The 23986-nt window shown below is 75.8% G+C and carries 23 protein-coding genes; 12 read left to right on the top strand and 11 right to left on the bottom strand.

Going from position 1 to position 23986, the window contains the following annotated elements; translation table 11 throughout:
• Positions 1–39 precede the first annotated feature (39 nt).
• On the top strand, positions 40–1047 hold the full coding sequence (locus ACIOFR_RS01340) for an AAA family ATPase (RefSeq protein WP_400991559.1): 1008 nt from the start codon (positions 40–42) through the stop codon (positions 1045–1047).
• Positions 1037–4036, top strand: coding sequence for a TIR-like protein FxsC (locus ACIOFR_RS01345; RefSeq protein WP_400991560.1), 3000 nt, complete (start codon positions 1037–1039; stop codon positions 4034–4036). Before ACIOFR_RS01340 ends, ACIOFR_RS01345 begins: the two co-directional genes overlap by 11 nt.
• Here the strand turns inward: ACIOFR_RS01345 and kynU are convergent.
• Together kynU and ACIOFR_RS01355 are read right to left on the bottom strand one after the other, a co-directional pair.
• A complete protein-coding gene (gene kynU / locus ACIOFR_RS01350) occupies positions 4011–5237 on the bottom strand; it encodes a kynureninase (RefSeq protein ID WP_400991561.1) in 1227 nt (408 codons plus the stop codon). The genes ACIOFR_RS01345 and kynU overlap by 26 nt on opposite strands.
• Positions 5234–6064, bottom strand: a complete 831-nt coding sequence (locus tag ACIOFR_RS01355) for a tryptophan 2,3-dioxygenase (protein ID WP_400991562.1) — start codon at positions 6062–6064, stop codon at positions 5234–5236. Before ACIOFR_RS01355 ends, kynU begins: the two co-directional genes overlap by 4 nt.
• 179 nt (positions 6065–6243) lie before the next feature.
• Between ACIOFR_RS01355 and ACIOFR_RS01360 the strand changes: the two genes are divergently transcribed.
• Positions 6244–6678: an Lrp/AsnC family transcriptional regulator gene (locus ACIOFR_RS01360; protein WP_400991563.1), complete on the top strand. Its 435-nt coding sequence runs from the start codon at positions 6244–6246 to the stop codon at positions 6676–6678.
• A gap of 6 nt (positions 6679–6684) precedes the next feature.
• On the opposite strand, the gene ACIOFR_RS01365 is transcribed toward ACIOFR_RS01360, so the two are convergent.
• The 3 genes from ACIOFR_RS01365 to ACIOFR_RS01375 are packed head-to-tail and all read right to left on the bottom strand — an operon-like array spanning position 6685 to position 8892.
• Positions 6685–7086, bottom strand: coding sequence for a RidA family protein (locus ACIOFR_RS01365; protein WP_400991564.1), 402 nt, complete (start codon positions 7084–7086; stop codon positions 6685–6687).
• Between the two features lie 34 nt (positions 7087–7120).
• On the bottom strand, positions 7121–7873 hold the full coding sequence (locus tag ACIOFR_RS01370) for an IclR family transcriptional regulator (protein WP_400991565.1): 753 nt from the start codon (positions 7871–7873) through the stop codon (positions 7121–7123).
• The gene (locus ACIOFR_RS01375; RefSeq protein WP_400991566.1) at positions 7870–8892 is read right to left on the bottom strand and encodes a sugar kinase; all 1023 of its coding nucleotides are present in this window, start codon (positions 8890–8892) and stop codon (positions 7870–7872) included. Before ACIOFR_RS01375 ends, ACIOFR_RS01370 begins: the two co-directional genes overlap by 4 nt.
• Positions 8893–9013: 121 nt before the next feature.
• Between ACIOFR_RS01375 and ACIOFR_RS01380 the strand changes: the two genes are divergently transcribed.
• The 5 genes from ACIOFR_RS01380 (at position 9014) to ACIOFR_RS01400 (ending at position 16260) form a co-directional block, all read left to right on the top strand.
• The gene (locus tag ACIOFR_RS01380) at positions 9014–10267 is read left to right on the top strand and encodes an alanine racemase (RefSeq protein ID WP_400991567.1); all 1254 of its coding nucleotides are present in this window, start codon (positions 9014–9016) and stop codon (positions 10265–10267) included.
• Positions 10267–11871, top strand: coding sequence for an amidohydrolase family protein (locus tag ACIOFR_RS01385; protein ID WP_400991568.1), 1605 nt, complete (start codon positions 10267–10269; stop codon positions 11869–11871). Before ACIOFR_RS01380 ends, ACIOFR_RS01385 begins: the two co-directional genes overlap by 1 nt.
• Positions 11868–12476: a bifunctional 4-hydroxy-2-oxoglutarate aldolase/2-dehydro-3-deoxy-phosphogluconate aldolase gene (locus ACIOFR_RS01390; protein WP_400991569.1), complete on the top strand. Its 609-nt coding sequence runs from the start codon at positions 11868–11870 to the stop codon at positions 12474–12476. The genes ACIOFR_RS01385 and ACIOFR_RS01390 overlap by 4 nt, the downstream gene beginning before the upstream one ends.
• Positions 12477–12673: 197 nt before the next feature.
• A complete protein-coding gene (locus tag ACIOFR_RS01395) occupies positions 12674–13432 on the top strand; it encodes an ABC transporter ATP-binding protein (protein ID WP_400991570.1) in 759 nt (252 codons plus the stop codon).
• Entirely contained in the window at positions 13429–16260 is a 2832-nt protein-coding gene (locus ACIOFR_RS01400) for an FtsX-like permease family protein (RefSeq protein ID WP_400991571.1), read from the top strand. The genes ACIOFR_RS01395 and ACIOFR_RS01400 overlap by 4 nt, the downstream gene beginning before the upstream one ends.
• Before the next feature lie 65 nt (positions 16261–16325).
• Here the strand turns inward: ACIOFR_RS01400 and ACIOFR_RS01405 are convergent, their stop codons facing one another.
• The gene (locus tag ACIOFR_RS01405; RefSeq protein ID WP_400991572.1) at positions 16326–16643 is read right to left on the bottom strand and encodes a barstar family protein; all 318 of its coding nucleotides are present in this window, start codon (positions 16641–16643) and stop codon (positions 16326–16328) included.
• A gap of 122 nt (positions 16644–16765) precedes the next feature.
• Here ACIOFR_RS01405 and ACIOFR_RS01410 point away from each other — a divergent pair, with 122 nt between their 5' ends.
• On the top strand, positions 16766–17329 hold the full coding sequence (locus ACIOFR_RS01410) for a DoxX family protein (protein ID WP_400991573.1): 564 nt from the start codon (positions 16766–16768) through the stop codon (positions 17327–17329).
• A gap of 175 nt (positions 17330–17504) precedes the next feature.
• The gene (cspC, locus tag ACIOFR_RS01415) at positions 17505–17714 is read left to right on the top strand and encodes a cold shock-like protein CspC (RefSeq protein WP_400991574.1); all 210 of its coding nucleotides are present in this window, start codon (positions 17505–17507) and stop codon (positions 17712–17714) included.
• 55 nt (positions 17715–17769) lie between these two features.
• Here cspC and ACIOFR_RS01420 read toward each other — a convergent pair whose 3' ends face one another.
• The 4 genes from ACIOFR_RS01420 to ACIOFR_RS01435 all read right to left on the bottom strand — a co-directional run bounded on the left by ACIOFR_RS01420 (position 17770) and on the right by ACIOFR_RS01435 (position 20750).
• A complete protein-coding gene (locus tag ACIOFR_RS01420; protein ID WP_400991575.1) occupies positions 17770–18789 on the bottom strand; it encodes an NlpC/P60 family protein in 1020 nt (339 codons plus the stop codon).
• 172 nt (positions 18790–18961) lie between these two features.
• Positions 18962–19846, bottom strand: a complete 885-nt coding sequence (locus tag ACIOFR_RS01425; protein WP_400991576.1) for a M56 family metallopeptidase — start codon at positions 19844–19846, stop codon at positions 18962–18964.
• A complete protein-coding gene (locus tag ACIOFR_RS01430) occupies positions 19843–20229 on the bottom strand; it encodes a BlaI/MecI/CopY family transcriptional regulator (protein ID WP_400992109.1) in 387 nt (128 codons plus the stop codon). Before ACIOFR_RS01430 ends, ACIOFR_RS01425 begins: the two co-directional genes overlap by 4 nt.
• 194 nt (positions 20230–20423) lie before the next feature.
• Positions 20424–20750: a hypothetical protein gene (locus tag ACIOFR_RS01435; RefSeq protein ID WP_400991577.1), complete on the bottom strand. Its 327-nt coding sequence runs from the start codon at positions 20748–20750 to the stop codon at positions 20424–20426.
• A 1-nt stretch (position 20751) separates the two neighbouring features.
• Between ACIOFR_RS01435 and ACIOFR_RS01440 the strand changes: the two genes are divergently transcribed.
• Both ACIOFR_RS01440 and ACIOFR_RS01445 read left to right on the top strand, forming a co-directional pair.
• Positions 20752–20949, top strand: a complete 198-nt coding sequence (locus tag ACIOFR_RS01440; protein ID WP_400991578.1) for a hypothetical protein — start codon at positions 20752–20754, stop codon at positions 20947–20949.
• A 385-nt stretch (positions 20950–21334) separates the two neighbouring features.
• A complete protein-coding gene (locus ACIOFR_RS01445) occupies positions 21335–23131 on the top strand; it encodes a glycosyl hydrolase family 18 protein (protein WP_400991579.1) in 1797 nt (598 codons plus the stop codon).
• Positions 23132–23367: 236 nt separating this feature from the next.
• On the opposite strand, the gene ACIOFR_RS01450 is transcribed toward ACIOFR_RS01445, so the two are convergent.
• Entirely contained in the window at positions 23368–23928 is a 561-nt protein-coding gene (locus ACIOFR_RS01450; RefSeq protein ID WP_400991580.1) for a MarR family winged helix-turn-helix transcriptional regulator, read from the bottom strand.
• Between the last annotated feature and the right edge of the window lie 58 nt (positions 23929–23986).

Raw genomic sequence — 23986 nt, forward strand, 5'->3', positions numbered from 1 at the left:
ACGACCAGCGATGCGACACCCGATCAGGAGCGCACACCCATGCCGTTGAAGCGGATCTACCGCGGCGCCGCCGAACCCCACCACGGCATCGCCGAGTTGCCCGCCCCGCCGCCCTGGCGGGCCTTCGACGGCGCCCCCGTACTGCCCCCGCCGGCCGGTCCGACCGGCGCCGGCCCGACCCCGGTCGGCCACCGGGCGCAGACCTTCCGGCCCACCCGGGAGACCGTCGAACTGGTCAACGCCGCCCTCCACCTGCGCCGTCCGCTGCTGGTCACCGGCCCGCCGGGCGGCGGCAAGTCCAGCCTGCCGTACGCCGTGGCCCGCGAGCTCGGGCTCGGCCCGGTGCTCCGCTGGAACATCACCAGCCGCTCCAGCCTGCGTGACGGCCTCTACCAGTACGACCCGCTGTCCCGTCTGTACGCCGCCAACCAGGCCGGCCCGGACGCCCCCTCCTCCGACCTGGACGAGCACCTGCGGCTCGGCCCGCTCGGCACCGCGCTGCTCCCGTACGAGCACCCGCGGGTGCTGCTGATCGACGAGATCGACAAGGGCGACCTGGACCTGCCCAACGACCTGCTGCACGTCCTGGAGGAGGGGCAGTACGAGATCGAGGAGCTGGTCCGCGCGGCGCCCCAGCAGCCGCAGGCGCGGGTGCTGACCGCGGACGGCGGCACCCGGGCGCCGATCAGGGGCGGCCGGGTGCGCTGCCGGGCGTTCCCGTTCACGGTGCTCACCAGCAACGCGGAGCGCGAGTTCCCGGCCGCGTTCCTGCGCCGCTGCGTGGTGCTGGAGCTGCGCCGGCCGGAGGGCCCCGAGCTGGAGGCGATCGTCAAGTCCCATCTGCCGGCGGCCGATGCGGAGCTGGTGGACGAGCTGGTGCAGGTGTTCCTGTCCCGGCGGGAGGAGGGCGAACTGGCCACCGACCAGCTGCTCAACGCCATCTACCTGACCTCCCGGCCGGAGATGGCCGACGCCGCCGACCGGGCCGCGCTGGCCGCCCGGGTGATGCCCTACCTCAGCCGCGGCCGGGACGACGATGTCTACTGACGGCGGTGCCCTCGACCGGCTGGCGGCCGTGCTCACCGGGCTGGGGCTGGGCGAGCCGGGGCCGGTCGAGCTGGCCGAACTGCTCTGGCTGGCCGCCCGCGGCGCGGAGGCCGGCGCCGACGCGGAGCCGGAGGCCGCCGTGCCGGCCGGCGAGGGCGACGAGGACGGCGACGGCACGGGTGGTGGCGGCGCCGCCGGCGAGGGCTGGGCCGCCGCCGGCGGCAAGGAGGCCTCCCCCGCCAGGACGGCCCTGCACCTGCCCTCCGACGACCCGGCCGACCGCCTCGCCGACGCCGCGCCGGTCTCCGCCGCCAGCCCGCCGATGCTGGCCCGGCCGCTGATGCTGCAGCGCGCCCTGCGCCCGCTCAAGCGCCGCGTCCCGCACCCCCGGCGCCGCCTGCTGGACGAGACCGCCACCGCGGAGCGGCTCGCCGAGGCGCTGCGCTCGCCGACCGCACCGCGGGCTCCGGCGGCGGTGCGCTGGCTGCCGGTGCTGCGTCCGGACACCGAACGCTGGCTCGACGTGCACCTGGTACTGGACTGCGGTCCGACCATGGGGATGTGGCGCCCGCTGGCCCGGGAGCTGCGGGCGGTGCTCCAGCAGACCGGTGCCTTCCGGACGGTGGCGACCGCCCGGCTCGGCGCGGCCGGCACGCTGACCGACTGCCGGCCCACCGACGGGCGCAGCGCGGTGCTGGTGCTGAGCGACTGCATGGGCCCGCAGTGGCGGCCCGGTCCGGCCGGCGACAGCTGGCACCGGACGCTGCTCGGGATGGCCCGCCGGGTGCCGGTCGCGGTGGTGCAGCCGTTGCCCGAGCGGCTGTGGCGGCTGGCGGCGGTGCCGGCGGCGGCCGGCGAGTTCACCGCGTCGGAGGCCGGGCAGCCGGCCGTCGGGTACGGCTTCGCGTCGGTGGGGGCGCCGCGGCCGGCCGGGACGGTGCCGCTGCCGGTGCTGGAACCGTCCGCCGACTGGCTGGCCAACTGGGCGCAGCTGGTGGGCAGTCCGACCGGTGGCCGGGTGTTCGGCTCGGCGCTGCTGGTCTCCGCGGCCCGGTGCGCGCTGGACGACGAACCGGGCCCGGAGCCGGAGCAGTTGACGGCGGAGGAGCTGGTGCTGCGGTTCCGGTCGACGGCCTCGCGGGAGGCGTTCGCGCTGGCCGGGCTGACCGCGCTGACCACCCCGGCGCTGCCGGTGATGCGGCTGCTCCAGCGGGCCGGGTTCGCCCGGCCGCAGCCGCAGCACCTGGCCGAGATCGTGGTGAGCGGCCTGCTGCGGGAACACAGCGGTCGGCAGGGCTACTTCGACTTCCGGGCCGGGGTGCGGGACGTGCTGCTGGGTACCGTGCCGCGGTCGGTGGCGCACCAGGCGGTGGATCTGCTGACCCGGATCGGCGGCGAGCTGGCCGACGCGTCGGACCGGGCGACCGCCCCGCTCGGCTCGTTCCGGGCGCTGGCCCCCACCGACCGGGGCGGGGTGGCGGCCCTGCTGGAGCAGCGACCGTTCGCGCTGGTCGATCCGGGCGCCCTGCAACTGCTGGGGGCGCCGGGCGGGGCGGAGCTGCGGCCGTTCGAGGCGGCCGCCGAACCGGAGCCGGTGCCGGTGCCGCTGGTCCGGCCGGGCGCCCCGCACCCGCCGCCGGTGCCGCCGGCGGCGGAGGGCCTGCCCGACCCGGAGCGTTCCCGGGCGGTGCTGCTGCTGACCACCTCCCGGCCGGAGGCGGGTGAGGCGCGGCGCTCGGACGAGTACCGCGCGCTGCGTGAACTGGCGGCGCTGGCCGAGGCGTTGGCCGATCCGTACCTGGTGGGGCTGGACCGGCGGCACATCTGGCTCGGCGAGGACGACCCGGAGGGGTTCCTGCGGGCGCTGCGGCGGGCCGCGCAGGAGGCCGAGGACGCGCTGATCGTCCATCTCGGCGGTCCGGCGCCGGTGCCGGGGGCGGAGGCGGTCCCGGCGGGGGAGCGCGCCCCGGCGGTCGGCTGGCAGGCGGTGGCGGCGCTGGTGGCGGGTGCCTCGGCGGCCAAGCGGCTGCTGATCCTGGACGGGTTCGCCGAGCCCTCGGCGGAGCCGGTGGCGACGCCGAACGTGCAGTTGGACGGGCACCTGGTGATGGGGGTCCGGGATCCGGCCGAGCGCTCGGTGGCGGGCTGCCTGGCCGCCGCGCTGCGGCAGGGCGACCCGTCGCTGGGGCGCGAGTTGACGGCCGGTCAGGTCATCTCGCTGGCGCTCTTCGAGCAGCCCACGCCGTCGTTCGGGGTCCGCGAGCCGGAGGGCGGGCGCAGCTTCCCGCTCTCGCGCAACGCCGCGCTCCCGATCGGCCTGGGTCCGGTGGCGCGCCGGCCCTCGCACTCCGGGCCGCGGCGCCGGGAGACCCAGCCGCTGGAGACGCCCCGGCCGTACTTCTTCCTCAGCTACTCGCGCGGCCCGGCCGCCGACCGCTGGGTGGACCAGCTGTTCGACGACCTGAGCGAGGAGGTGCTGCAGCTGACCGACCTGCCCGCCTCGGTGCCGGCCGGTTTCGCGGACCGCGGCGCGGAGCTGGACAGCTGGGCCCGCTGGCAGATCACCGAGGCGCTGGCCGGCTGCCGGGTGTTCGTCCCGCTCTACTCGCCGCGCTACTTCGCCGACGAGCGCTGCGGCCGGGAGTGGTACGGCTTCGCCCGCCGGGCCGAGCGGTCCCCCCGGACGGCCGCCGGCTGGTCGAGTGGGATCGTCCCGGTGCCGTGGCTGCCGACCGAGGCGGCCGCCCTGCCCGACCCGGCGCGCCGGCTCGGTCTGGAGCACGCCGGCCCCGGCAGCGACCCGCTGGCCGGCGGCCTGTACGCCCTGATGCGCACCGGTCGCGGCCGGGGCCCGTACGAGCTGACCGTGCACCGGCTGGCGGTGCGGATCGTGCAGGTGGCGCACGAGACCCGGATCCCGGCCGGCCGGCCGCTGTCCTGGGAGTCGCTGGAGAACGCCTTCGCTACGTCACCGCCCCCCGCCGGCTGAAGCGCTCCTGCCGCCACTCGCCGCCCTCCAGTACCTCGGTCAGCTGCCGGGCGGCGTCCCAGACGTCGGTGTACGAGACGTAGAGCGGGGTGAAGCCGAACCGCAGCAGGTCGGGGGCGCGGAAGTCGCCGATCACCCCGCGCTCGATCAGGGCCTGCATCACGGCGTAGCCGTCCGGGTGCCGCAGCGACACCTGGCTGCCCCGGCGGGACTCCTCGCGGGGCGTGACGGTCGGCAGGCCGAGCGGTTCCACCAGCTCCAGGAACAGGCTGGTCAGCGCCAGGCTCTTGGCCCGCACCGCGCGCAGGTCGACCTTGGCCCAGACGTCCAGGCTGGCCTCCAGGGCGGCCATGCCGAGCAGCGGGGGCGTGCCGGTCAGGAACCGGCGGACGCCCTCGGTCGGGGCGTAGCCGGGCTCGAAGGCGAACGGCCGGGCGTGTCCGAACCAGCCGCTCAACGGCTGCCTGGCGTCGGCCTGGTGGCGCTCGGCGGCGTACAGGAAGGCGGGCGCGCCGGGGCCGCCGTTGAGGTACTTGTAGGTGCAGCCGACGGCGAAGTCGACCCCGCAGCGGTCGAACTCGACCGGCAGGGCGCCCGCGCTGTGGCAGACGTCCCAGATCATCAGCGCCCCGGCGGCGTGCACCCGCTCGGTGACGGCGGCCATGTCGAGCAGCTCGCCGGTGCGGTAGTCGACGTGGGAGAGGACGACGGCCGCGACGTCGGTGTCGAGCAGCCGGTCGAGGTCGGCCGCGGTCGGCAGCAGGACCGGCTCGACGCCGTCGAACAGCGAGGTGACGCCCTCGGTGATGTAGAGGTCGGTGGGGAAGGCGGCGCGTTCGGCGAGCACCGTGCGGCGGCCGGGGCGCAGCCGCAGCGCGGCGCCGAGCACCTTGAACAGGTTGACCGAGGTGGAGTCGCAGACCACGACCTGGCCGGGGGCGGCGCCGAGCAGCGGGGAGAGCCGCTCGCCGAGGCCCTGCGGCAGCTCGTACCAGCCGGCGTCGTTCCAGCTGCGGATCAGGCCGTCGCCCCACTCCTGCTCGACCATCCGGCGGACCCGTTCCGAGGTGCCGCGGGGGAGCGCGCCGAGTGAGTTGCCGTCCAGGTAGAGCACTCCGGCGGGGAGCGCGAACTCGGCGCGCAGGCCGGCCAGCGGGTCGGCGGCGTCCAGGGCCTGGCACGCGGCGCGGGTGGGGGTCACAGGGCGTTCCTCACGTTCCACAGCTCGGGGAAGACGTCCTGGTCGGCGGCGTGCTTGAGCCACTTCAGGCCGCTGGAGCCGCCGGTGCCGGGCTTGCCGCCCATCGAGCGCTTGACGGCCGCCAGGTGCCGCTGGCGCCAGCGGGTGACCCGCTCGGCGGTGTCCAGCAGGGCCTCGCCCAGGCGGGCCAGCTCGGCCAGCTCGGGGTCGGAGTAGACCGTGTGCCAGGCCCGCTTGACCTCCTCGCTGGGCTGGTGCCGGGTGGTGACCGGCTCGTGCGGGACGGCGACGCCGCGTCGGTCGAGCAGCGCCAGCGCGTCGTCGTACAGGCTGGGCGAGCGCAGCGCGGCCGTCAGGTCGGCGTGGGTGGCCGGGACCTCCTGGTACATCCGCAGCAGCGACTCGTTCTTGTTGCCGAGCATGAACTCCAGCCGCAGGAAGGCGGCCGACTGGAAGCCGGAGGCCTCGCCGAGCACCGAGCGGAAGGCGTTGAACTCGGCGGGGGTCATGGTGGCCAGGAGGTCCCAGGACTCGACCAGGACGTCCTGGACGTGGGTGCCGCGCCGCAGCGCGGCCAGGGCGGCGGTCAGGTCGTCCTCGCGCAGCGCGTGCTGGGCGGCCGTCCACTCGTGGTGCAGCAGGTCGAAGAGCAGTTCCATCACCTGGGTGGTGATGATGAACGACAGCTCGGCCGGCACCTTGCTGCGCGGCTGCTGGAGGCTGTGCAGCGTGTCGAGGTGCACGTAGCGGGCGTACGGGGTGCCGGTGCCCGGCTCCTCCCCGTCACGGAAGGAGAGGTGCGGCCGGTCGGCGGCGTCCCCGTTCATACCGGTTCCTCCTGGTGTGCCTGGGATCGTCCGCCCATCGGCGGGGTGGCACCTATTGTGCGGTGGCGCAGGCTGCTCTTGAATGGGCGGCGGGCATCCGATCCGCCGTGCTGCTTTCCATTCGCAAGGCCTTCGGGCGGTGCCGCCTTCCGAACCCAAAGCCGACCCCGGGAGCCGTGATGGACGCCGTGGACCGCCTCCTGCTGGCCGAACTGCAGGCCGACGCCCGGCTCTCGTACAACGAGCTCTCCCGCCGGGTGAAGCTCTCCGCGCCGGCCGTCGCCGAACGGGTCCGCCGGCTGGAGGCCGACGGGGTGATCGCCGGCTACCACGCGCACGTCGACCCGGCCCGGGCCGGCGTGACGGTGATGGCCCTGGTGTCGATCCAGTGCAACGCCCCGCGCTGCCTGCTGCGCGACCCCGAGGTGCCCGGCTGGCCCGAGGTCTTCCAACTGCACCGGGTCACCGGTGGGGCCTGCTGCACCCTCCTGGTCGGGGTGCCCGACATGGCCGCCTTCGAGCGGCTGATCGACAAGCTGGCCGGCTACGGACAGCCGACCAGCTCGATGATCCTCTCCAGCCCGGTGCCCTGGCGGCCGGTGGTCGCGCCCTGACCGGTGTCAGCCGATGTACGCCTGGGCGTCGATCTCCACCAGCATCGCCTCGTGCGGCAGCTCCACGAAGACCGTGGTGCGGCACGGCTTCACGCCGCCCTCGGGGACGTGCGTGTCGATGAACTCGCCGTACACCTCGTTCATCGGGCCGAAGTCCTCCCGCCTGGTGAGGTAGACCCGGAACATCAGCACGTCCTCGACGGTCGCGCCGCCCGCCTCCAGCACCGCCCGCACGTTCTCCAGGGTGCGCAGGGTCTGCGCCCTCACGTCCCCCGGGTGCAGGTAGGCGGAGGTGGCGGGGTCCTGCGGGCCCTGCCCGGAGACCTGCAGCAGCGGGCCCTTGCGCACCCCCTGGGAGAACACCCAGGCGGGGGCGGGGGCGCCGTCGGTGCGGACCTCGGTCTTCATCCGGTACTCCTCGGTTCGGTGGGGCGCGGGCCGGTCAGCCGGCCGCGGGGTGGCCGCAGTCGGCGGAGACGGCGACGGTGGTGGCCAGCAGCCGCGGGAGCAGCGCCAGCACCTGTTCGTGGGTCAGCAGGACGTCCGGCACCGACACCGAGACGGCCGCGACGACCCGTCCGGTGGCGTCCCGGACGGGCGCGGCGACGCAGTTGATGAACGGCTCGTGCTCGGCGTGGTCCTGCGCCCAGCCCTTCCGGGCGACCCGCTCCAGCTCGGCCAGCAGCGCCTCGGGCGTGGTCAGCGTGTTCGCGGTGAACGGGGTGAACTCCACCCCCGCCGCCACCGCGCGGCGCTCGGCCGGCGGCAGGTCGGCCAGCAGCACCTTGGACACGGCGGCGCAGTGCAGCGCGGCGCGCAGCCCGATCCGCGAGTACATCCGCACCGGGTGCCGGGAGTCGTACTTGTCGATGTAGACCACCTCGCCGCCCTCGTACGCGGCCAGGTGCACGGTCTGGCCGGTGGCCGCGTTCAGCTCGCGCAGGTGCGGCGCCGCGACCGCCCGTACGCCGCGCTGCTCCAGCGCCTGCCCGGCGAGCGCGAACAGCTGCGGGCCGAGCCGGTAGCGGTGGGCGGCGTCGCGCTGCACCACCCGGGCGTCCTCCATCGGGCGCAGCAGCCGCAGCGCGGTGCTCTTGTGCGCGTCCAGGACGGCCGCGAGCTGCTCCAGGGTCCTCTCGCCGCGGCCGAGTTCGGCCAGCAGCAGCATCGCCCGGGCCACCGTCGAGCTGCTCATGACGCATCCGCGGGGTGGAAGCCGGCGGCGTCGACCCGGGTGGCGGCCCACTCGGCCGGGCCGGCGGCCAGCAGCCGTTCGACCAGGGCGGGCGGCGGCGCCGTGCCCAGGTCGCCCCGGACGGTCAGGGCCGAGGCGGCCGACAGGTGGCCGAGCCGCAGGCACCCGGCCTGCGGCAGTCCGTGCACCACGCCCGCCAGGTAGCCGGCCGCGAAGGCGTCGCCGGCGCCGGTCGGCTCGACCACCTCCACCCGCAGCGCGGGCTCGGCGAGGACCGAGCCGTCCCGGGCGATCGCGGTCGAGCGGCGCCCGTCGTCCTTGAGCACCAGCACCTCGGGGCGGGGCAGCAGCCTGCGCAGGCCCTCGGGGTCGTCGGTGCCGAGCACCTCCCGGGCCTCGTCGGCGCCGAGCAGCACGATCTGCGACCCGTTCATCAGGAACCGCAGCGCCTGCCGGTCCCGGCCGGCCCACAGGGCGGGCCGCCAGTTGAGGTCGAAGCTGATCCGCCGGCCGGGCACCGCCAGCAGCGAGCGGACCAGCCGGTGGCAGCTGTCGGAGAGGGCGGGGGTGATGCCGGTCAGGTGGATCAGGGCGGCGCCGTCCAGCAGCGGTGCGGCGGCCGGGTCGGCGAGCACCTCGGGGCCCATCGCGGAGGCGGCGGAGCCGCGCCGGTAGTAGTGCAGACGGCTGCGGCCGGCGCCGAGGTCGTGCGGGTGGTCGCCGCCGTCGCCGGTCTCCTTGAGGTAGAGCCCGGTGGGGCGGTCGGGGTCGACACGCACCGCGGAGGTGTCCACGCCGTGCGCGGCTATCTGCGCGACCAGGCTGCGGCCCAGTCCGTCCGCGCCGACCCGGCTGATCCAGGCGGCCGGGACGCCCAGACCGGCCAGGGCGCAGGCGACGTTGGACTCGGCGCCGCCGAAGCCCCGGCGGAAGGTCTCGGCCTGCTCCAGCGGGCCGGTGCGCTCGGGGAGCAGCACGGCCATCGACTCGCCGATGCACACGGCGGCAGGGGTGGTCACCGGCAGGCTCCTGGCGGGGTGGTGGGGGCGGTCGTTGACCAGTGGTCTGGACCTGAGGTTAGATCACGTCCACAACCGATGCAACGACCGTTGCACATGACGCAATAGGAGGGCGGTCCCGGTGGACTCCATCGACCGAGCCAGGGTGGCGGAGCTCGCCGACGAGCGGCTGGACTGGCGCTTCAAGGCCGTCCCCGCCGCCGCCTGGGGCCGCACCGTCGCCGAGTACCTGGCCGGGGGCCCCACCCTGGACGACCTCGGCACCCCGCTGGTCACCCTCGACGCGGGCGCGCTCGACCACAACCTGCGCACCATGGCCGCCTGGTGCGCCCGCGCCGGGGTCGAGCTCGCCCCGCACGGCAAGACCTCGATGGCCCCCGCCCTGTGGCAGCGCCACCTGGACGCCGGGGCCGTCGCCATCACCCTGGCCAACCTGTCGCAGCTGCGCGTCGGCCGGGCCTTCGGGGTGCGCCGCATCCACCTCGCCAACACCCTGCTCGACCCGGACGGCCTGCGCTGGCTCTCCGGGGAGCTGGCCGCCGACCCGGACTTCCGGTTCGCCTCCTGGGTCGACTCCACCGACTCCGTCGCCCTGATGGACCGGGCCCTGCGCGGCGCCCCGGCCCCGGTCGACGTCTGCGTGGAACTCGGCGCCCCCGGCGGCCGGACCGGCGCCCGCACCGTCGCCGAGGCCGTCGAGGTGGCCCAGGCCGTGCTCGCCGCGCCCGGCCTGCGGCTGGCCGGCGTCAGCGGCTACGAGGGCCCGCTCGGCCCGGACGGCTCGGACGACTCGGTGGCCACCGTCATCCGCTACCTGGCGCACCTCGCCGAGCTGCACCACGAGCTGGTCGGGCGGTTCGAGACCGAGGAGGTCTGGGTCACGGCCGGCGGCAGCGCCTTCTTCGACACCGTCGCCGACCACCTCGCGCCGCTGGCCCGGCCGGGGACCAGGGTGGTGCTGCGCTCCGGCGCGTACGCCGCCCACGACGACGGCTTCTACCGGGGCATCTCGCCGTTCGGCCGGACCGAGGGCGCCGAGCCCTTCCGGGCCGCCCTGCACGGCTGGTCCCGGGTCCTCTCGCGGCCCGAGCCGAACCTCGCCCTGCTGGACGGCGGCCGCCGCGACTTCCCGTACGACCTCGGCCTGCCGCAGCCCCAACTGGTCCGCGGCCGGGGCCCGGTGACCGGCACCGTGACCGCGCTCAACGACCAGCACGCCTTCCTGCGCGACGCCGGGGTGCGGATCGGCGAGACCGTCCGGCTGGGCGTCTCGCACCCCTGCACCGCCTTCGACAAGTGGACCATGATCCCGGTCCTGGACGACGCGGACGCCGAACTGCCGCGCGTGGTCGACCTGGTGAGGACCTTCTTCTGATGCCCGACCTGCTGGTCCGGGGTGCCTGGATCGTCGACGGCACCGGCGCCGAACGGCGCCGCGGCGACCTCGCGGTCACCGGCGGCGTCATCACGGAGCCCGACGGCACCCCGGCCGCCCGCACCGTCGACGCCGACGGGCTGGTCCTCGCCCCCGGCTTCATCGACATGCACGCCCACTCCGACCTGGCCGTGCTCACCGAGCCCGAGCACCTCGCCAAGGTCAGCCAGGGCGTCACCTGCGAGGTGCTCGGCCAGGACGGCCTGTCCTACGCCCCCGTCGACGGGCCCACCCTGGAGCGGATGCGCCGCCAGCTCGCCGGCTGGAACGGCGACCCGGAGGGCTTCGCCTGGGACTGGCGCACCGTCGGCGAGTACCTGGACCGCCTCGACCGCTCGGGCCTGGCCGCCCACGCCTGCTACCTGGTGCCGCACGGCACCCTGCGCGCCCTGGTGGTCGGCTGGGAGGACCGCCCCGCGACCGCCGACGAGCTCGCCCGGATGCGCCGGCTGCTCGCCCGGGGGCTGAGCGAGGGCGCCGTGGGCCTGTCCAGCGGCCTCACCTACACCCCCGGCATGTACGCCCCGACGGCCGAACTCCTCGACCTGTGCCGGGTGGTGGCCGCGCACGGCGGCTACCACTGCCCGCACACCCGCTCCTACGGCGTCGGGGCGCTGGACGCGTACGCCGAGATGATCGAGGTCTCCCGGCGCAGCGGCTGCCCGCTGCACCTCACCCACGCCACCATGAACTTCGGCGTCAACCGGGGCCGCGCCGCGGAGTTCCTCGCCCTGCTGGACGCCGCGCTGGCCGACGGGCTCGACCTCACCCTGGACAGCTATCCCTACCTGCCCGGCTCCACCGCGCTGGCCGCCCTGCTCCCCTCCTGGGCCACCGAGGGCGGCCCGGACCGCACCCTGGAGCGGCTGCGCGACCCGGCCGCCCGGGAGCGGATCCGGGTCACCATGGAGGAGCACGGCAGCGACGGCTGCCACGGCGTGGTCGCCGACTGGTCCACCGTGCAGGTCTCCGGGGTCCGCGACCCCCGGCTCGCCGACCGGGTCGGCCGCACGGTGGCCGAACTCGCCGCGGACGGCGGCCGGGGCGGTGGCGGGACGGCGGCCTTCCTCGACCTGCTGCTCGCCGACGGCCTGGGCACCACCGTCCTCCAGCACGTCGGCCACGAGCCCAACGTCCGTGCCATCATGCGGCACCCGGCCCACACCGTCGGCAGCGACGGCCTGCTCACCGGCGCTCGCCCGCACCCCCGCGCCTGGGGCACCTTCCCGCGCTACCTCGGCCACTACAGCCGGGAGACGGGCGTGCTCGGCCTGGAGGAGACGGTGGCCCGGATGACCGGCCGGCCGGCCCGCCGGCTCGGCCTGCACCGGCGCGGACTGATCCGCCCCGGCTACGCCGCCGACCTGGTCCTCTTCGACCCGCGGACCGTCCGCGACACCGCCACCTTCGACCGGCCGCGCAGCCCCGCCGCCGGCATCCCGTACGTCTTCGTCGGCGGCACGGCCGTGATCGACGACTCCCGCCCCACCGGGGCCCGCCCCGGCCGCGCGCTGCGCCGCCGCACCACCGGAGAGACCCGATGACCCTGCCCCAGGAGCTGGCCGCCGACCGGGTGATCGCGGTGGTCCGCGCCCCCGCCGTGCCCGATCCCGCCGCCCTGTGCGCGGCGCTCGCCGAGGGCGGCATCCGCTGGGTGGAGTTCACCTTCACCACGCCGGACGTCACCGCGGTGCTGCGCCGGGCGGCCGCCGCCGGGACGGGCTGCCGGATCGGCGCCGGCACCGTGCTGACCGCCGAGCAGGCCGGGCGGGCCGTCGACGCGGGCGCGGAGTACCTGGTCACCCCGGGGGTGCGGCCGGAGGTCGCCGCCGCGCCGGTGCCGGTGGTCCTGGGGGCGCTGACTCCCAGCGAGGTCGCGCGGGCGCTCGACCTGGGCGCCGCCGCGGTGAAGGTCTTCCCTGCCCGGGCCTTCGGCCCCGGCTACCTGACGGACCTGCGGGGCCCGTTCCCCGGCGCCCCGCTGGTCGCCTCCGGCGGCGTGGACGCGGGCAACGCCGCCGCGTTCCTGCGGGCCGGCGCCCTCGCGGTCTGCGCGGGCAGCGGCGTGGTCGCCCCGTCGCTGGTGGCCGCCGCCGACTGGCCGGAGATCACCCGTCGGGCGCGGGCGTTCACCGCGGCGCTCGGCTGACCGCGCCTGCGCCGCAGGTCGGAGCCGTTCGAGCGCACACCGAGGACCGCCCCGGCCGGCCGGGGCGGTTCTTGTCGATCCCGACCATACCGGGTATACATACCGAGTATGCGCTAGCGGTCGGGGAATTCCGGCTGCCCGGCCGACGCCCAGGGGCGCGGCCGTGACAGGCGCCGGCAACGAGGGGGAACGGGGACATGACGACAGATCACCGGGAGACCGGGGGCGCGGTCCTGCACCTGCGGAACGTGTCCCGGGTGCACGGCCGCGGAGCCGCGGAGGTCCACGCACTGCGCGGGGTCGACCTCACCGTGCGGGCGGGGGAGTTCGTGGCCGTGATGGGGCCGAGCGGCTCCGGCAAGTCCACCCTGCTCACCCTCGCGGGCGGGCTGGACCGCGCCACGTCGGGCGAGGTGCTGATCGAGGGGCGGCCGCTGGGCGGGCTCTCCCGCAACGCCGTCGCCGCGGTCCGTCGGCGCGCGGTCGGCTACGTGTTCCAGGACTTCAACCTGGTCCCCGCCCTGACCGCGGCCGAGAACGTGGCGATCCCGCGCGAGCTGGACGGCCTCCCCGCCCGGCGGGCCCGCGCCGAGGCCCTGGCCGCCCTGGAGGAGCTCGGCATCAGCGAACTCGCCGACCGCTTCCCGGACGAGATGTCCGGCGGCCAGCAGCAGCGGGTCGCGATCGCCCGCGCCCTGATCGGCGAACGGCGCCTGGTCCTCGCCGACGAGCCCACCGGAGCCCTCGACTCCGCCACCGGCGAGGCCGTCCTCGCCGTCCTCCGGGCCCGCTGCGACGCCGGCGCGGCGGCCGTCATGGTCACCCACGAGCCCCGCCACGCGGCCTGGGTGGACCGGGTGCTGGTGCTGCGCGACGGCCGGACGGCGGAGGACGGCGCCGACGCCGGCGCCCACGCCGCCGCCGCCGCGGGCTCCGACGCGGAGGGCGCCCGATGAAGCCCTCCGCCTGGCGGGCCGCCCTGCGGATCGCCCGCCGCGACGCCCTGCGCGCCAAGGGCCGCAGCGCCCTGGTCGTCGCCATGATCGCGCTCCCCGTCCTCGGCGTCACCGCCGCCGACATCACCGCCCGCAGCGGTCAGCCGACCCCGCAGGAACGGGCCACCCGGACGATGGGCGCCGCCGACGCGTACGTGGTGGCGCAGCGGCCCGGCTGGCGCCTCCAGCAGGCCCCGGACCCGGCCGGCGGCATCTCGATCGTCTCGCAGCAGGGCGCGAAGCCCGTCCCCACCGAGGAGGAGGCGGCCCGCGCCGCCCAGCCCACGGAGCTGCTGCTCACCCAGGCCCTGCCGCCCGGCGCCCGGGTGGTGCCGGTGCAGTCGCCGTCCGAGTTCGTCGGCACCTCCACCGCCCACGGCCAACTGCCGGTGCAGGCCTACGGCGTGGACCTCGCGGACCCCAGCGCCGAGGGCCTGGTGACCCTCCGGCGGGGCAGCTGGCCGCACGCCCCGTACGAGGTCGCGGCGACCACCGCCTTCCTCGCCGAAGCCGGGCTGGAGGTCGGCCGGACCACGACCCTGGCCGGCACCGACCGGCCGCTGCGGATCACCGCCGCGGTCGAGTACCCGGGCGAGCTGAACGCCGTGCGCCTGGTCGGACGGCCCGGCGAACTGGCCGGACTGCTGGCGGCCGCCGGGCGGAGCCCGGAGTCCGGGGACCCGCGCGGGCTCGGCTGGCTGGTCTCGCTCCCGGGTGGCGCCGCCTTCGGCTGGGAGGACGTCCGGCGCACCAACACGTACGGCTTCTCGGTGACCTCCCGGGCGGTGCTCGCCGACCCGCCGCCGGACGGCGCCGTGCCGCTCTACCGGGACGACCCGGACCGCCTCGGCGCCACCGAGGAAGCCGGCCTCAACCGGTCGACGGTGGTCGCGACGGTGGCCGGCATGGCCCTGCTGGAGATCGTCCTGCTGGCCGGCCCGGCCTTCGCGGTCGGCGCGCGCCGCTCCCGGCGCCAGCTCGGACTGGTCGCCGCCCAGGGCGGTGACCGCAGGCACGTCCGCGCCGTGGTGCTGGCCGGCGGCGTCGTGCTGGGCGGCGCCGGAGCACTGGCCGGCACCGCGCTGGGAGCCGTCGCGGTGGCGCTGGGCCGGTCCTGGCTGGAGACCAGGGCCGGGGCGCGGTTCGGGCACTTCGCCCTCGAACCCGCCGACCTGCTCGGCATCCTCGCCGTCGGCATGCTGACCGGGGTGCTGGCCGCCGTCGTCCCCGCCGTCCAGGCCTCGCGGCAGCACGTGGTGGACGCCCTCACCGGCCGCGGCACCACCCGCCCGCCCGCGAGGTGGCTCACCCTGCTCGGCGCGGCCGGCGTGCTGGGCGGCACGGCCCTCGCCCTGCTCGGCGCCACCAGCGGCGCCCGCACCCGGGTCGTGACAGCGGGCTCGATGCTCGCGGAGCTCGGCCTGGTCGCCTGCACCCCGTTCCTGGTCGGCCAGGCCGGCCGGCTCGGCCGCTTCCTCCCGCTCAGCCCCCGGCTGGCCCTGCGCGACGCGACCCGGCAGCGCGGCCGGACCGCTCCCGCGGTGGCGGCCGTGATGGCCGCCGTGGCCGGCGCCGTCGCCGTGCTGACCTTCCAGACCACCGGCGACGCCGCGGCCCGGTCGGACTACCTCGCGGCGGCCCCGGTCGGTGCCGTCACCCTGCCGTTCGGCCCCGACCGCAACGCCGAACGCCTGCGCGCCGCCGTCGAGCACACCGTCCCCGACCTCGGGCCGCGCGCGGACCTGCGCCGGGTCGGCTACGGGGCCTGCGACGGCACCGGCGGCAGCTTCTGCGGCCGGATCGCGCTCAGGGTCGTACCGGAGCTCAGCTGCCCGCCGGTGGCCGGCCCGCCCGGCTCGGCGTACGGCACCAGGATCGCCCCGGGCGAGGCGGAGCGGCTGCTCGCGACCGACCCGCGCTGCCACCCGGGCAAGGAACGGCCCTACCAGTACGGCGAGTTGGTCTCCGGCGACGCCACGCTGCTGCACAACCTGCTGGCCGCGGACCAGCCCGAGGCCGCCCGGGCGCTCGCGGACGGCAAGGCCGCGGTGTTCGACCCGAGCCTGGTCAAGGACGGCACGCTGACGCTGGAGCTCACCCGCTTCGGCGCCACCGGTCCGGAGGGCAACACGGCGAGCACCCTCGCCCTCCCCGCGGTGGTGGTGACGGCGGAACTGCCGGCCGTCCGGGCCGTGCTGCCGGCCGCGACGGCCGAGCGGGCCGGGCTGGTGCTGGCCGAGTCGGGCTCGGTGTGGCGGCCCGCCCGGGCACCCTCGACGGTGTCCGAGCAGCGCGCGGCCGCGGCGATCACCGCGGCCGGCGGACACGGCGGGATCGGCGTCGAGCGCGGCTACCGGGGCGGCGACGACGGCGTCGTGGGGATCGGCCTCGCGGTCGCGGCAGTCGCGGTGGCGGTCGCCGCGGCGGGGATCGCCACCGGGCTGGCCGCGGCGGACTCCCAGCGGGACCTCTCCACGCTGGCCGCCGTCGGCGCCGCCCCCGGGATCCGGCGCAGGCTCTCCGGCTTCCAGTGCGCCGTGATCGCGCTGCTCGGCGCGGCGCTCGGTTCGGCCGCCGGACTGGTGCCGGCGGCCGCGATCCAGCGGGTGCAGAACCTGGGCCGCACACCGGAGGTCGACCCGACCGGTGCGATCTTCACGGGAACCCACGCCCTGGTGGTGCCGTGGACGTACCTGGCGGTCGTCCTGCTCGCACTGCCCGTGCTCTCCTGGGCGCTCGCCGCCGGGTTCACCCGCTCCCGGGTCGCTGCGACCCGGCGGACGGACTGACCGGGGCGGGACCGGCTCCGGGGGGAGCGGGGGGCGGGACCGGCGTCGGCCGGCCCGTCCCCCGCTCAGTCGAGCCGCACCGTCACCCCGCCCTCCCGCAGCACCGCGACGATCTCCTCGAAGTAACTGCGCCCCGGCCCCCCGGGGCCCGTGCCGGGCCTGCGGGTGAGCCGGCGCCGGGCGACCGCCGAGTCCCGCCAGCGCAGGGTGAACGGCGGCTCGGGCCCGAAGCCGCCGCGCAGGCAGTCGGCCAGCGCGTCCAGATTGCGGCCGTAGTAGCCGTCCGGTGCGTCCACGGCCCGGCCGAGCGCCGCCCAGAACGACGCCTCGTCGGTGATCCCGGCGCCCGGCAGCTCGTACACGGGCGCAGGTGCTGCTCCCATCGCTCTCCCTCGGCCGGCGGATTAGCCCGGATGGCGTTCCCGGGTCGAGTCGGTGCGCCCGCTGGGCTGGGATTGAGGTCGAATGCGGCGTCCGCCGCACCACCGGACCCAGGGGCGTCACCATGACCAGTCTGTACCGCAAGGACCTCGGCCTGCTGGCCCTGCGCACCGCCGTCGGCGGGGTGCTGTTCGCCCACGGCGCCCAGAAGCTGTTCGGCTGGTTCGGCGGCGGCGGCCTGGAGGGCACCGCCCAGGCGATGGAGCACATGGGCTTCGAACCGGGCCACCGCAGCGCCGTCGCCTCCGGCCTCGGCGAGGCGGGCGGCGGCGCGCTGCTCGTCGTCGGCCTGGCCACCCCGGTCGCGGGGTCGATCGTCGCCGGCACGATGGCCGGCGCCATCGCGGTGCACGCCCCGGCGGGCTTCTTCGCGGTCGGCGGGGGCTTCGAGTACCCGGCCCTGCTGGGCGCGTGCGGCCTGTCGCTGGGCGTGGCCGGTGCCGGACGCTACTCGCTGGACCACGCGCTCGGCCACGTGGTGGACCGCCCCCGGCACGGGGTGCTCGCGTTCGCCCTCGCGGCGCTCGGCGCGGTCGCCGTGGTGACCCGCCGGCAGGACGTGGTCCGCCGCCGCGAGGCCCGCGCCGCCGACGAGGCGGCCGAGCAGGCCGGACGCGGTCTGTCCTGACCGCGCCGACCGGTCGGCCACCGGCCGGCTGCCGACCCGTCGCTGACTCGATGCTGACCCGTCGCTGACGGGCGGGCGGACCGACGGGTCTCGCGGGTTAGCGGGGTGCCGTGCTGGGCATGATCGGTCCGGCGCGGCCGCAGGGCCATGCCAACGAGCGTACGAGGAGAGCGGCATGGCGAAGATCCAGGGCCAGGTCAAGTGGTTCAACGAGACGAAGGGCTTCGGCTTCATCAGCCCGGCGGACGGCAGCAAGGACGTGTTCGTCCACTTCTCGGCCATCGTGGGCACCGGCTTCAAGACCCTCGCCGAGGGCCAGAACGTCGAGTTCGAGGTCGAGGCCGGCCAGAAGGGCCCGAGCGCGGTCAACGTCACGGCCATCTGACACACCTCCCCCGGTGGCGTGGGGGCCGTGGGGGCGCGGGGGGCGCCGGCCGCCGTCAGTAGCGGACGGCTCCCGCGTACGGCATCACGTCGACACCGACGATCTCCACGGTCTTGCCGGTGCGCGGTGCGTGCAGCAGCCTGCCGTCGCCCAGGTAGATTCCGACGTGGTGCAGGTCCGAGTAGTAGAACACCAGGTCCCCGGGCTGGAGTTGACTCCTGGCGATCTTCTGGCCGGCGGCGAACTGGGCCTGCGAGGTGCGGGGCAGGGCGACGCCGCCGGCCGCGAAGGCCTTCAGCGTGAGGCCCGAGCAGTCGTACGAGCCGGGCCCGGTGGCGCCGTAGACGTACGGCTTGCCGAGCTGCGCGTGGGCGAAGTCGAGGATGTCCCTGGTCCGCCCGGTGGCCGGGCCGGTGTACGGGGTGCGGGCCGAACCTCGGGAGGCGGCGGGCTGGTCGCCGGCCAGCACCCGGGCGCGTTCGTCCGCCTTCAGGCCGCCCAGGACGCGCTGCACCTCGGCGAGCCGGCCCTGCACCTCGGCCTTCTTGGCGGCGGCCGCCCGGCGGGCGTCGTCGAGCTCGGCGAGCCGGTCGGCGGCCTCCGTCCTCAGCCCGTCGAGGCGGCGCTGCTGTTCCTGGAGCCGCCGCAACACACCGACCTGGGTGGTGGCGGCGCTGTCCTGACGGCCGGCGCGGTCCAGGTAGCCGTCGGCGTCCGAGGTCAGCATCAGCCGGATCGCCGGGTCGATCCCGCCGTCCCGGTACTGGGCCGCCGCGACCGCGCCGAGGGTCTCCCGCAGGGCGTTGAACTGCTCCTGCTGGACGGCGAGTTCCTGCTGAAGGCCGCCCGTGCGGGTCTGTAGTTGCTCGCGGCGCTCCTGGAGGCCGTTGTACTGCTCGGTGGCGGCTTCGGCGTCCTCGTAGAGCGCGTCCACCTGGCGCTGCACCTGGTCCGGCGAGGGCCTGGGCTCGGCCTGCGCGGCGGCCCCGGGCAGCAGCAGGGCGCCGCCCGCGCCCAGGGCGAGTACGGTGCGGCGGCGCCGGGTGGCGGGGGAGGGGAGGCGGTGCCGGCTCATGGTGGTGCTGCTCCCTCGCGGTGGGGCGGACGGTACTACTAATCTCCTAAGCAAATTAGTAGAGAGCCTCGGGGAAAGGCAAGCCGGGACGGCGGCGCGGGGGGACGGGGGGTGGGCCGGGACGGCCTCCCGGTCCCTGAGGCGGCGGGCGCCGCCGCTGCGGCGCGGACGCTCAGAGCAGGTGGGGGACGCAGGCCAGGGCGAGCGGGACGGCGGCCAGCGCCGCGGCCGACGCCGTGCCGAGCAGGCGGGTGGTGCGGGGGAGCCGCGGGCGGCCGGCGGCGAGGCGGGAGACGCGGGCGGCGGCGTGGTGGCCGGCGGCCAGTGCGGCGGACGGTGCGGGGCCGGCCGCCACCACGGCCATCGCACCGGCCAGGGCGCGGGCGGAGTGGTGCCGCAGGGCGCGGTCGTCGGCGGCCATCTCCAGCAGGGCCCGGGTCTCGTCGCGGACCAGCCGCCCCAGGGGGAGGCCGGCGAAGGTCCGGGCGAGGGCCTCGGCCGCGCAGGTGGCGAGGTGGTGGCGGCCGGTCAGGTGGCCGTGCTCGTGGGCGAGGGCGGCGGCCAGCTGCTCCGGGGTGAGGGCGTCCAGCGCGCCGCGGCTGACCACCACCCGCCGGCCCCGTCCGGGCAGGCAGTAGACGGCCGGGACCGGGTGTTCCAGGACCAGCGCGCCGGGCACCAGCCCGCGCCGCGCGGCCAGGTCGAGCACGGTACGGTGCCGGGCGCGCCCGCGCGCGGCCGCCGCGAGCCGGACGGCGAAGACGCCCACCGGCACCATGACCACCACCGCGGCCGCGGCCGGCGCGACCCGCGAGACGGTCTCCGCGGGAGCCGAGAGCCCGCACAGGTGCAGCAGCCCGTCGTGGTGGTGCGGCGTCGGGTCCAGGAGCTGCCGGACGCCGAGGGCCACCGCGGCGAGCGCCGACACGCCGAGTGCCTGCCAGGCCAGCACGCCGAGCGCCGGTGCCCGCCGCACCCAGCCCGCCCGGGCCAGCCGCGGCGGCAGCAGGACGGCCATCGCGGCGGCCCAGCCGGCCAGCAGCAGCGCGGCGCTCACGCGGGCCCGCCCGGGACGCCCGGCTCGCCGCCCTCCAGGCCGGCCAGGGCCCGGCGCAGTGCGGCCAGCTCATCGGGGGAGATCTGTTCCACGAAGCGGGCCAGCGCGGCCGGGGTGTCGGTGCTCGCGCCGAGCGCCTCGCGCATCAGCTCGGCGGTGTAGGACTCGCGGCTGCGGGTCGGCGCGTACACCCAGGCGCGGCCGGACTTCTCGCGGCTCACCAGGCCCTTGGTGTGCAGGATGTCGGCGACGGTCAGCACCGTGGTGTACGCGACCGGGCGGTGCCGGTTGAGGTCGTCCACGACCTCGCGGACGGTGGCCGGACGGCCCCAGCCCCAGAGCCGGTCCATGATCTCCGCCTCCAGATCGCCGAGCCTGCGCACCACCGCCGTACCCCTTCCGTCGCCCGTCCGGCCGTCCGCGCCATGGTATGCGGCCGCGGGCCGGCGGTGGCCCCGTGGGCCCGGTCACCCGAACCGCTCTGCCGGGTGGCCGGGCCGGTGGGGCGGCCCAAGGGTGGTGGGGTGGGGGCAGCCGAGCGAGGAGTGGTCATGGAGCGTCGGGTCGTGCCGGGTCGTCAGGTCGGTTCAGGGCGTCGGGTCAGGGTGGCCGCGGTGGCGATGGCGGCGGCCATGCTGGGTGGCGGCGCCCTGGCGGCCTGTTCGTCGGAGAGCTCGCCCTCGCCCGCGGTCTCCTCGGTGTTCGAGTCCGGGCTGTCGGCCGCGGCCTCGGCGGCGGAGAGCCTGGCCTCCAACGCCACCTCCGCGGTGGCCTCGGCGGCCTCGTCCGCGCAGGCGGCCGCCTCCTCGGCGCTGGCCAGCGTGAAGGGCGGGCTGGACGCGAAGGGCGACATCTCGCTGGGCTCGGTGTCGGCGTCCGACGGGAAGGTGAAGGTGCCGGTCACGGTGAAGAACGGTGGCTCCCAGGGCTACCAGTACACGATCCAGGTCAACTTCACCGATCAGAGCGGCAACGTGCTGGACGTGGTGGTGCTGAGCGTGCCGGAGGTGACCGCCGGGGGCACCGCGCAGGCCACCGCGACCAGCAACCGCAACCTGTCCGGGACGGTCAAGGCGGACGTCGCGTCGGCGCTCCGGTACTGATCGGAGCGACGGCGGTGGTGCCGGCGGGCTGCTGACCAGCCGTTGACCGGCGGCTGACCGGAGGGGCCGGGCGGGACGACGCGAACCTTAAGGGCGGCTCAAGGGTCAAGAGGGGCTCTTGACGGGGGAGTTGGTCTAGTCCATTTTTGTGCCCAGGTGCAGGGAGCCCCTGGACCGGCGCCGGAGGTCTCGACCTGCGGCGCCGGTTCGGCCTATCCGGGCACCGCTTCCACCCGGTTCCACCCGGTTCCACCCGGTTCCACCCGTTGCGCACCATCGAAGGCCCCGCTCGATTCCACTGTCATGCCCCTGACGTCCGGCCCCACCCCGGGCGTTGCACCCGAGGGGTGTGGCGGGATCCCCCACGACCAGGAGTCACGCAGCCATGCTTCGTTCCGTCCCCGCGCCCCGGCCGGCGCACCGGCGGCGGCCCAAGGGCCTGACCGCTCTGGTGGCCGGCACCGCCGCCTCCGCACTGCTCGGTACGGCCCTCGCGCTGACCTCGGGCGCCTCCGCCCAGGCCGCGCCCACCAACTCCACCGGTGCCCCCGCGACCAGCGGCGGCATCAAGGTCGCCTACTTCGACCAGTGGTCGATCTACGGCAACGCGTACTACCCGAAGACCATCCAGGACACCGGCGTGGCCGGGAAACTGGACTACCTGATCTACGACTTCGCCAACATCAACCCCACCACCCTCTCCTGTTTCGAGGCGACCAAGGCCGCCTCGCAGGACGAGAACAACCCCAACGCGGGTGACGGTGCGGCCGACGCGTTCGCCGACTACCAGAAGAGCTTCGGCGCGGACATCTCGGTCGACGGCGTCGCGGACGTCTGGGGCCAGCCGATCGCGGGCAACTTCAACCAGCTGAAGAAGCTGAAGGCGAAGAACCCGAACCTCAAGGTGCTGCTGTCGATAGGCGGTTGGACCTACTCCAAGTACTTCTCCGACGCGGCGGCCACCGACGCCTCGCGCAAGAAGCTGGTCTCCTCCTGCATCGACATGTTCATCAAGGGCAACCTGCCCGTCGACGCAGGCTACGGCGGCACCGGCGCGGCCGCGGGCGTCTTCGACGGCATCGACATCGACTGGGAGTACCCGGGTGGCGGCGGCCACCTCGGCAACCACGACAGCCCGAGCGACAAGCAGAACTTCACCAAGCTGCTCGCCGAGTTCCGCGCCCAGCTGGACGCCCAGGGCACCGCCGACCACAAGACCTACGCGCTGGCCGCGGCGGTCGGCGCCGGCCAGGACAAGATCAAGAACGTCGAGACCGACAAGGTCGGCCAGTACCTGACCTTCCTCGACGTCATGACCTACGACATGCACGGCGGTTGGGAGGCGCAGGGCCCGACCAACCACCAGGCCCCGCTCTACTCCGGCCCGAACGACCCGATGACCCCGATCCCGGGCGGCACCGGCAAGTACTCGATCGACGCCTCCATCAAGGCCTGGACCGTCGGCGACCCGCAGTACGGCATCGCGGGCGGCTTCCCCGCCAACAAGATCAACATGGGCATCCCGTTCTACTACCGCGGTTGGACGGGCGTGCCGAACAACGGCAAGAACGGCCTCTTCCAGAGCGCGACCGGCCCCGCCGCCGGTGCGGCGATGTCGGGCAGCGTCCCCGGCATCCAGATGTACAAGGAGCTCGCGGGCTTCGTCGACAACCCGGCCCGGACCTTCTGGGACGACACCGCGAAGACCACGTACTTCTACGACGGAACGACCTTCTGGAGCGGTGAGGACGCCCGTTCGATCCAGGCCAAGGTCGACTACGCACACTGCAACGGCCTCGGCGGCTCCTTCGCCTTCTCGCTGTACGACATGGGCACCAAGACCGCCCTGTTCGACAAGATGGTGAGCGCCACCAACGGCTCCGCGGCCGACTGCCCGGCGGCTCCGTCCCCGTCGCCGTCCTCGGCCTCGCCCACCCCGTCGTCCTCGCCCAGCACCTCGGCCTCGCCGTCCTCCTCGCCGTCGACCTCGCCCAGCACCTCGGCCTCCCCGAGCGTGCCCGGCTGCGCCGCGCCGAGCTGGAACGCCGCCACCGTCTACGCCACGGCCGGCACCAAGGTCAGCTGGAAGGGCCACACCTACACCAACAAGTGGTGGACCACCAACGAGGACCCGTCGACCTCCGGCCAGTGGGGCGTGTGGACCGACAACGGCCCCTGCTGAACCGGCACCACTCGCACTGCCCGCACCACATGCACCATCAGCACCACCCGTGACGGCCCGGCCGGGCTGACGCGGGCATGAGGCAGGGCCCCGGACGCGATGTCCGGGGCCCTGTCGCCGTTCCGCCCCTCCCCGGCGCGGCGTCCGCCCCCGTGGCGTCCGTCCCCGCGGCGTCCGCCCCGGGGAAGGGGACGGTCGCGCTCAGTGCGTGGTGCTCGGTGCGCCGTGCCCGGTGCTCAGTCCAGGTCCTCGGTGCGGCCCAGCGCGTCGGGCTGGGTCACCTCGATCCGGCGCATCATCCGGCCGAGCATCGCGGAGAGCGCGGGGCGCTCCTCGGCGGTGATGTCCTGCAGCAGGTCGGCCTCGAAGACGGCGGCCATCCGCATCAGCTCCAGCCACTTGTCGCGGCCTTCCTCGGTGAGCTCGATGATCACCCGGACCCGGTTGGCCTCGTCCCGATCCCGGGTGACCAGGCCGTCGGTCACCATGCGGTCGATCCGGTGGGTCATCGCGGCCGGCGTGAGCCCGAGGCGCTTGGCGAGCTCGCCGGGGCCGAGCCGGTACGGGCTGCCGGAGATCACCAGTGCCTTGAGCACCTCCCACTCCGCGGATGTGATCCCCAACACGGCGAGCTGCCGGCTGTAGGCCACGTTCATCCGCCGGGCGAGGCGGGACAGGGTGGACACGATGGTCTCCACCTGAGGGTCCACCGTGGGGAATTCCCGCTGGTAGACGGCCACCTGCTCGGCGATGCCCAGCTCGGCTTCGTCCGGCGGCGCGGGTCTGCGTGCGCTCATGCGGACCATTGTCCCACGCAACCCTGCACGCGTTAAGCCTTTGACGTCTCAACCTTTC

Source organism: Kitasatospora sp. NPDC088346 (assembly GCF_044740765.1).
Lineage (GTDB): Bacteria > Actinomycetota > Actinomycetes > Streptomycetales > Streptomycetaceae > Kitasatospora.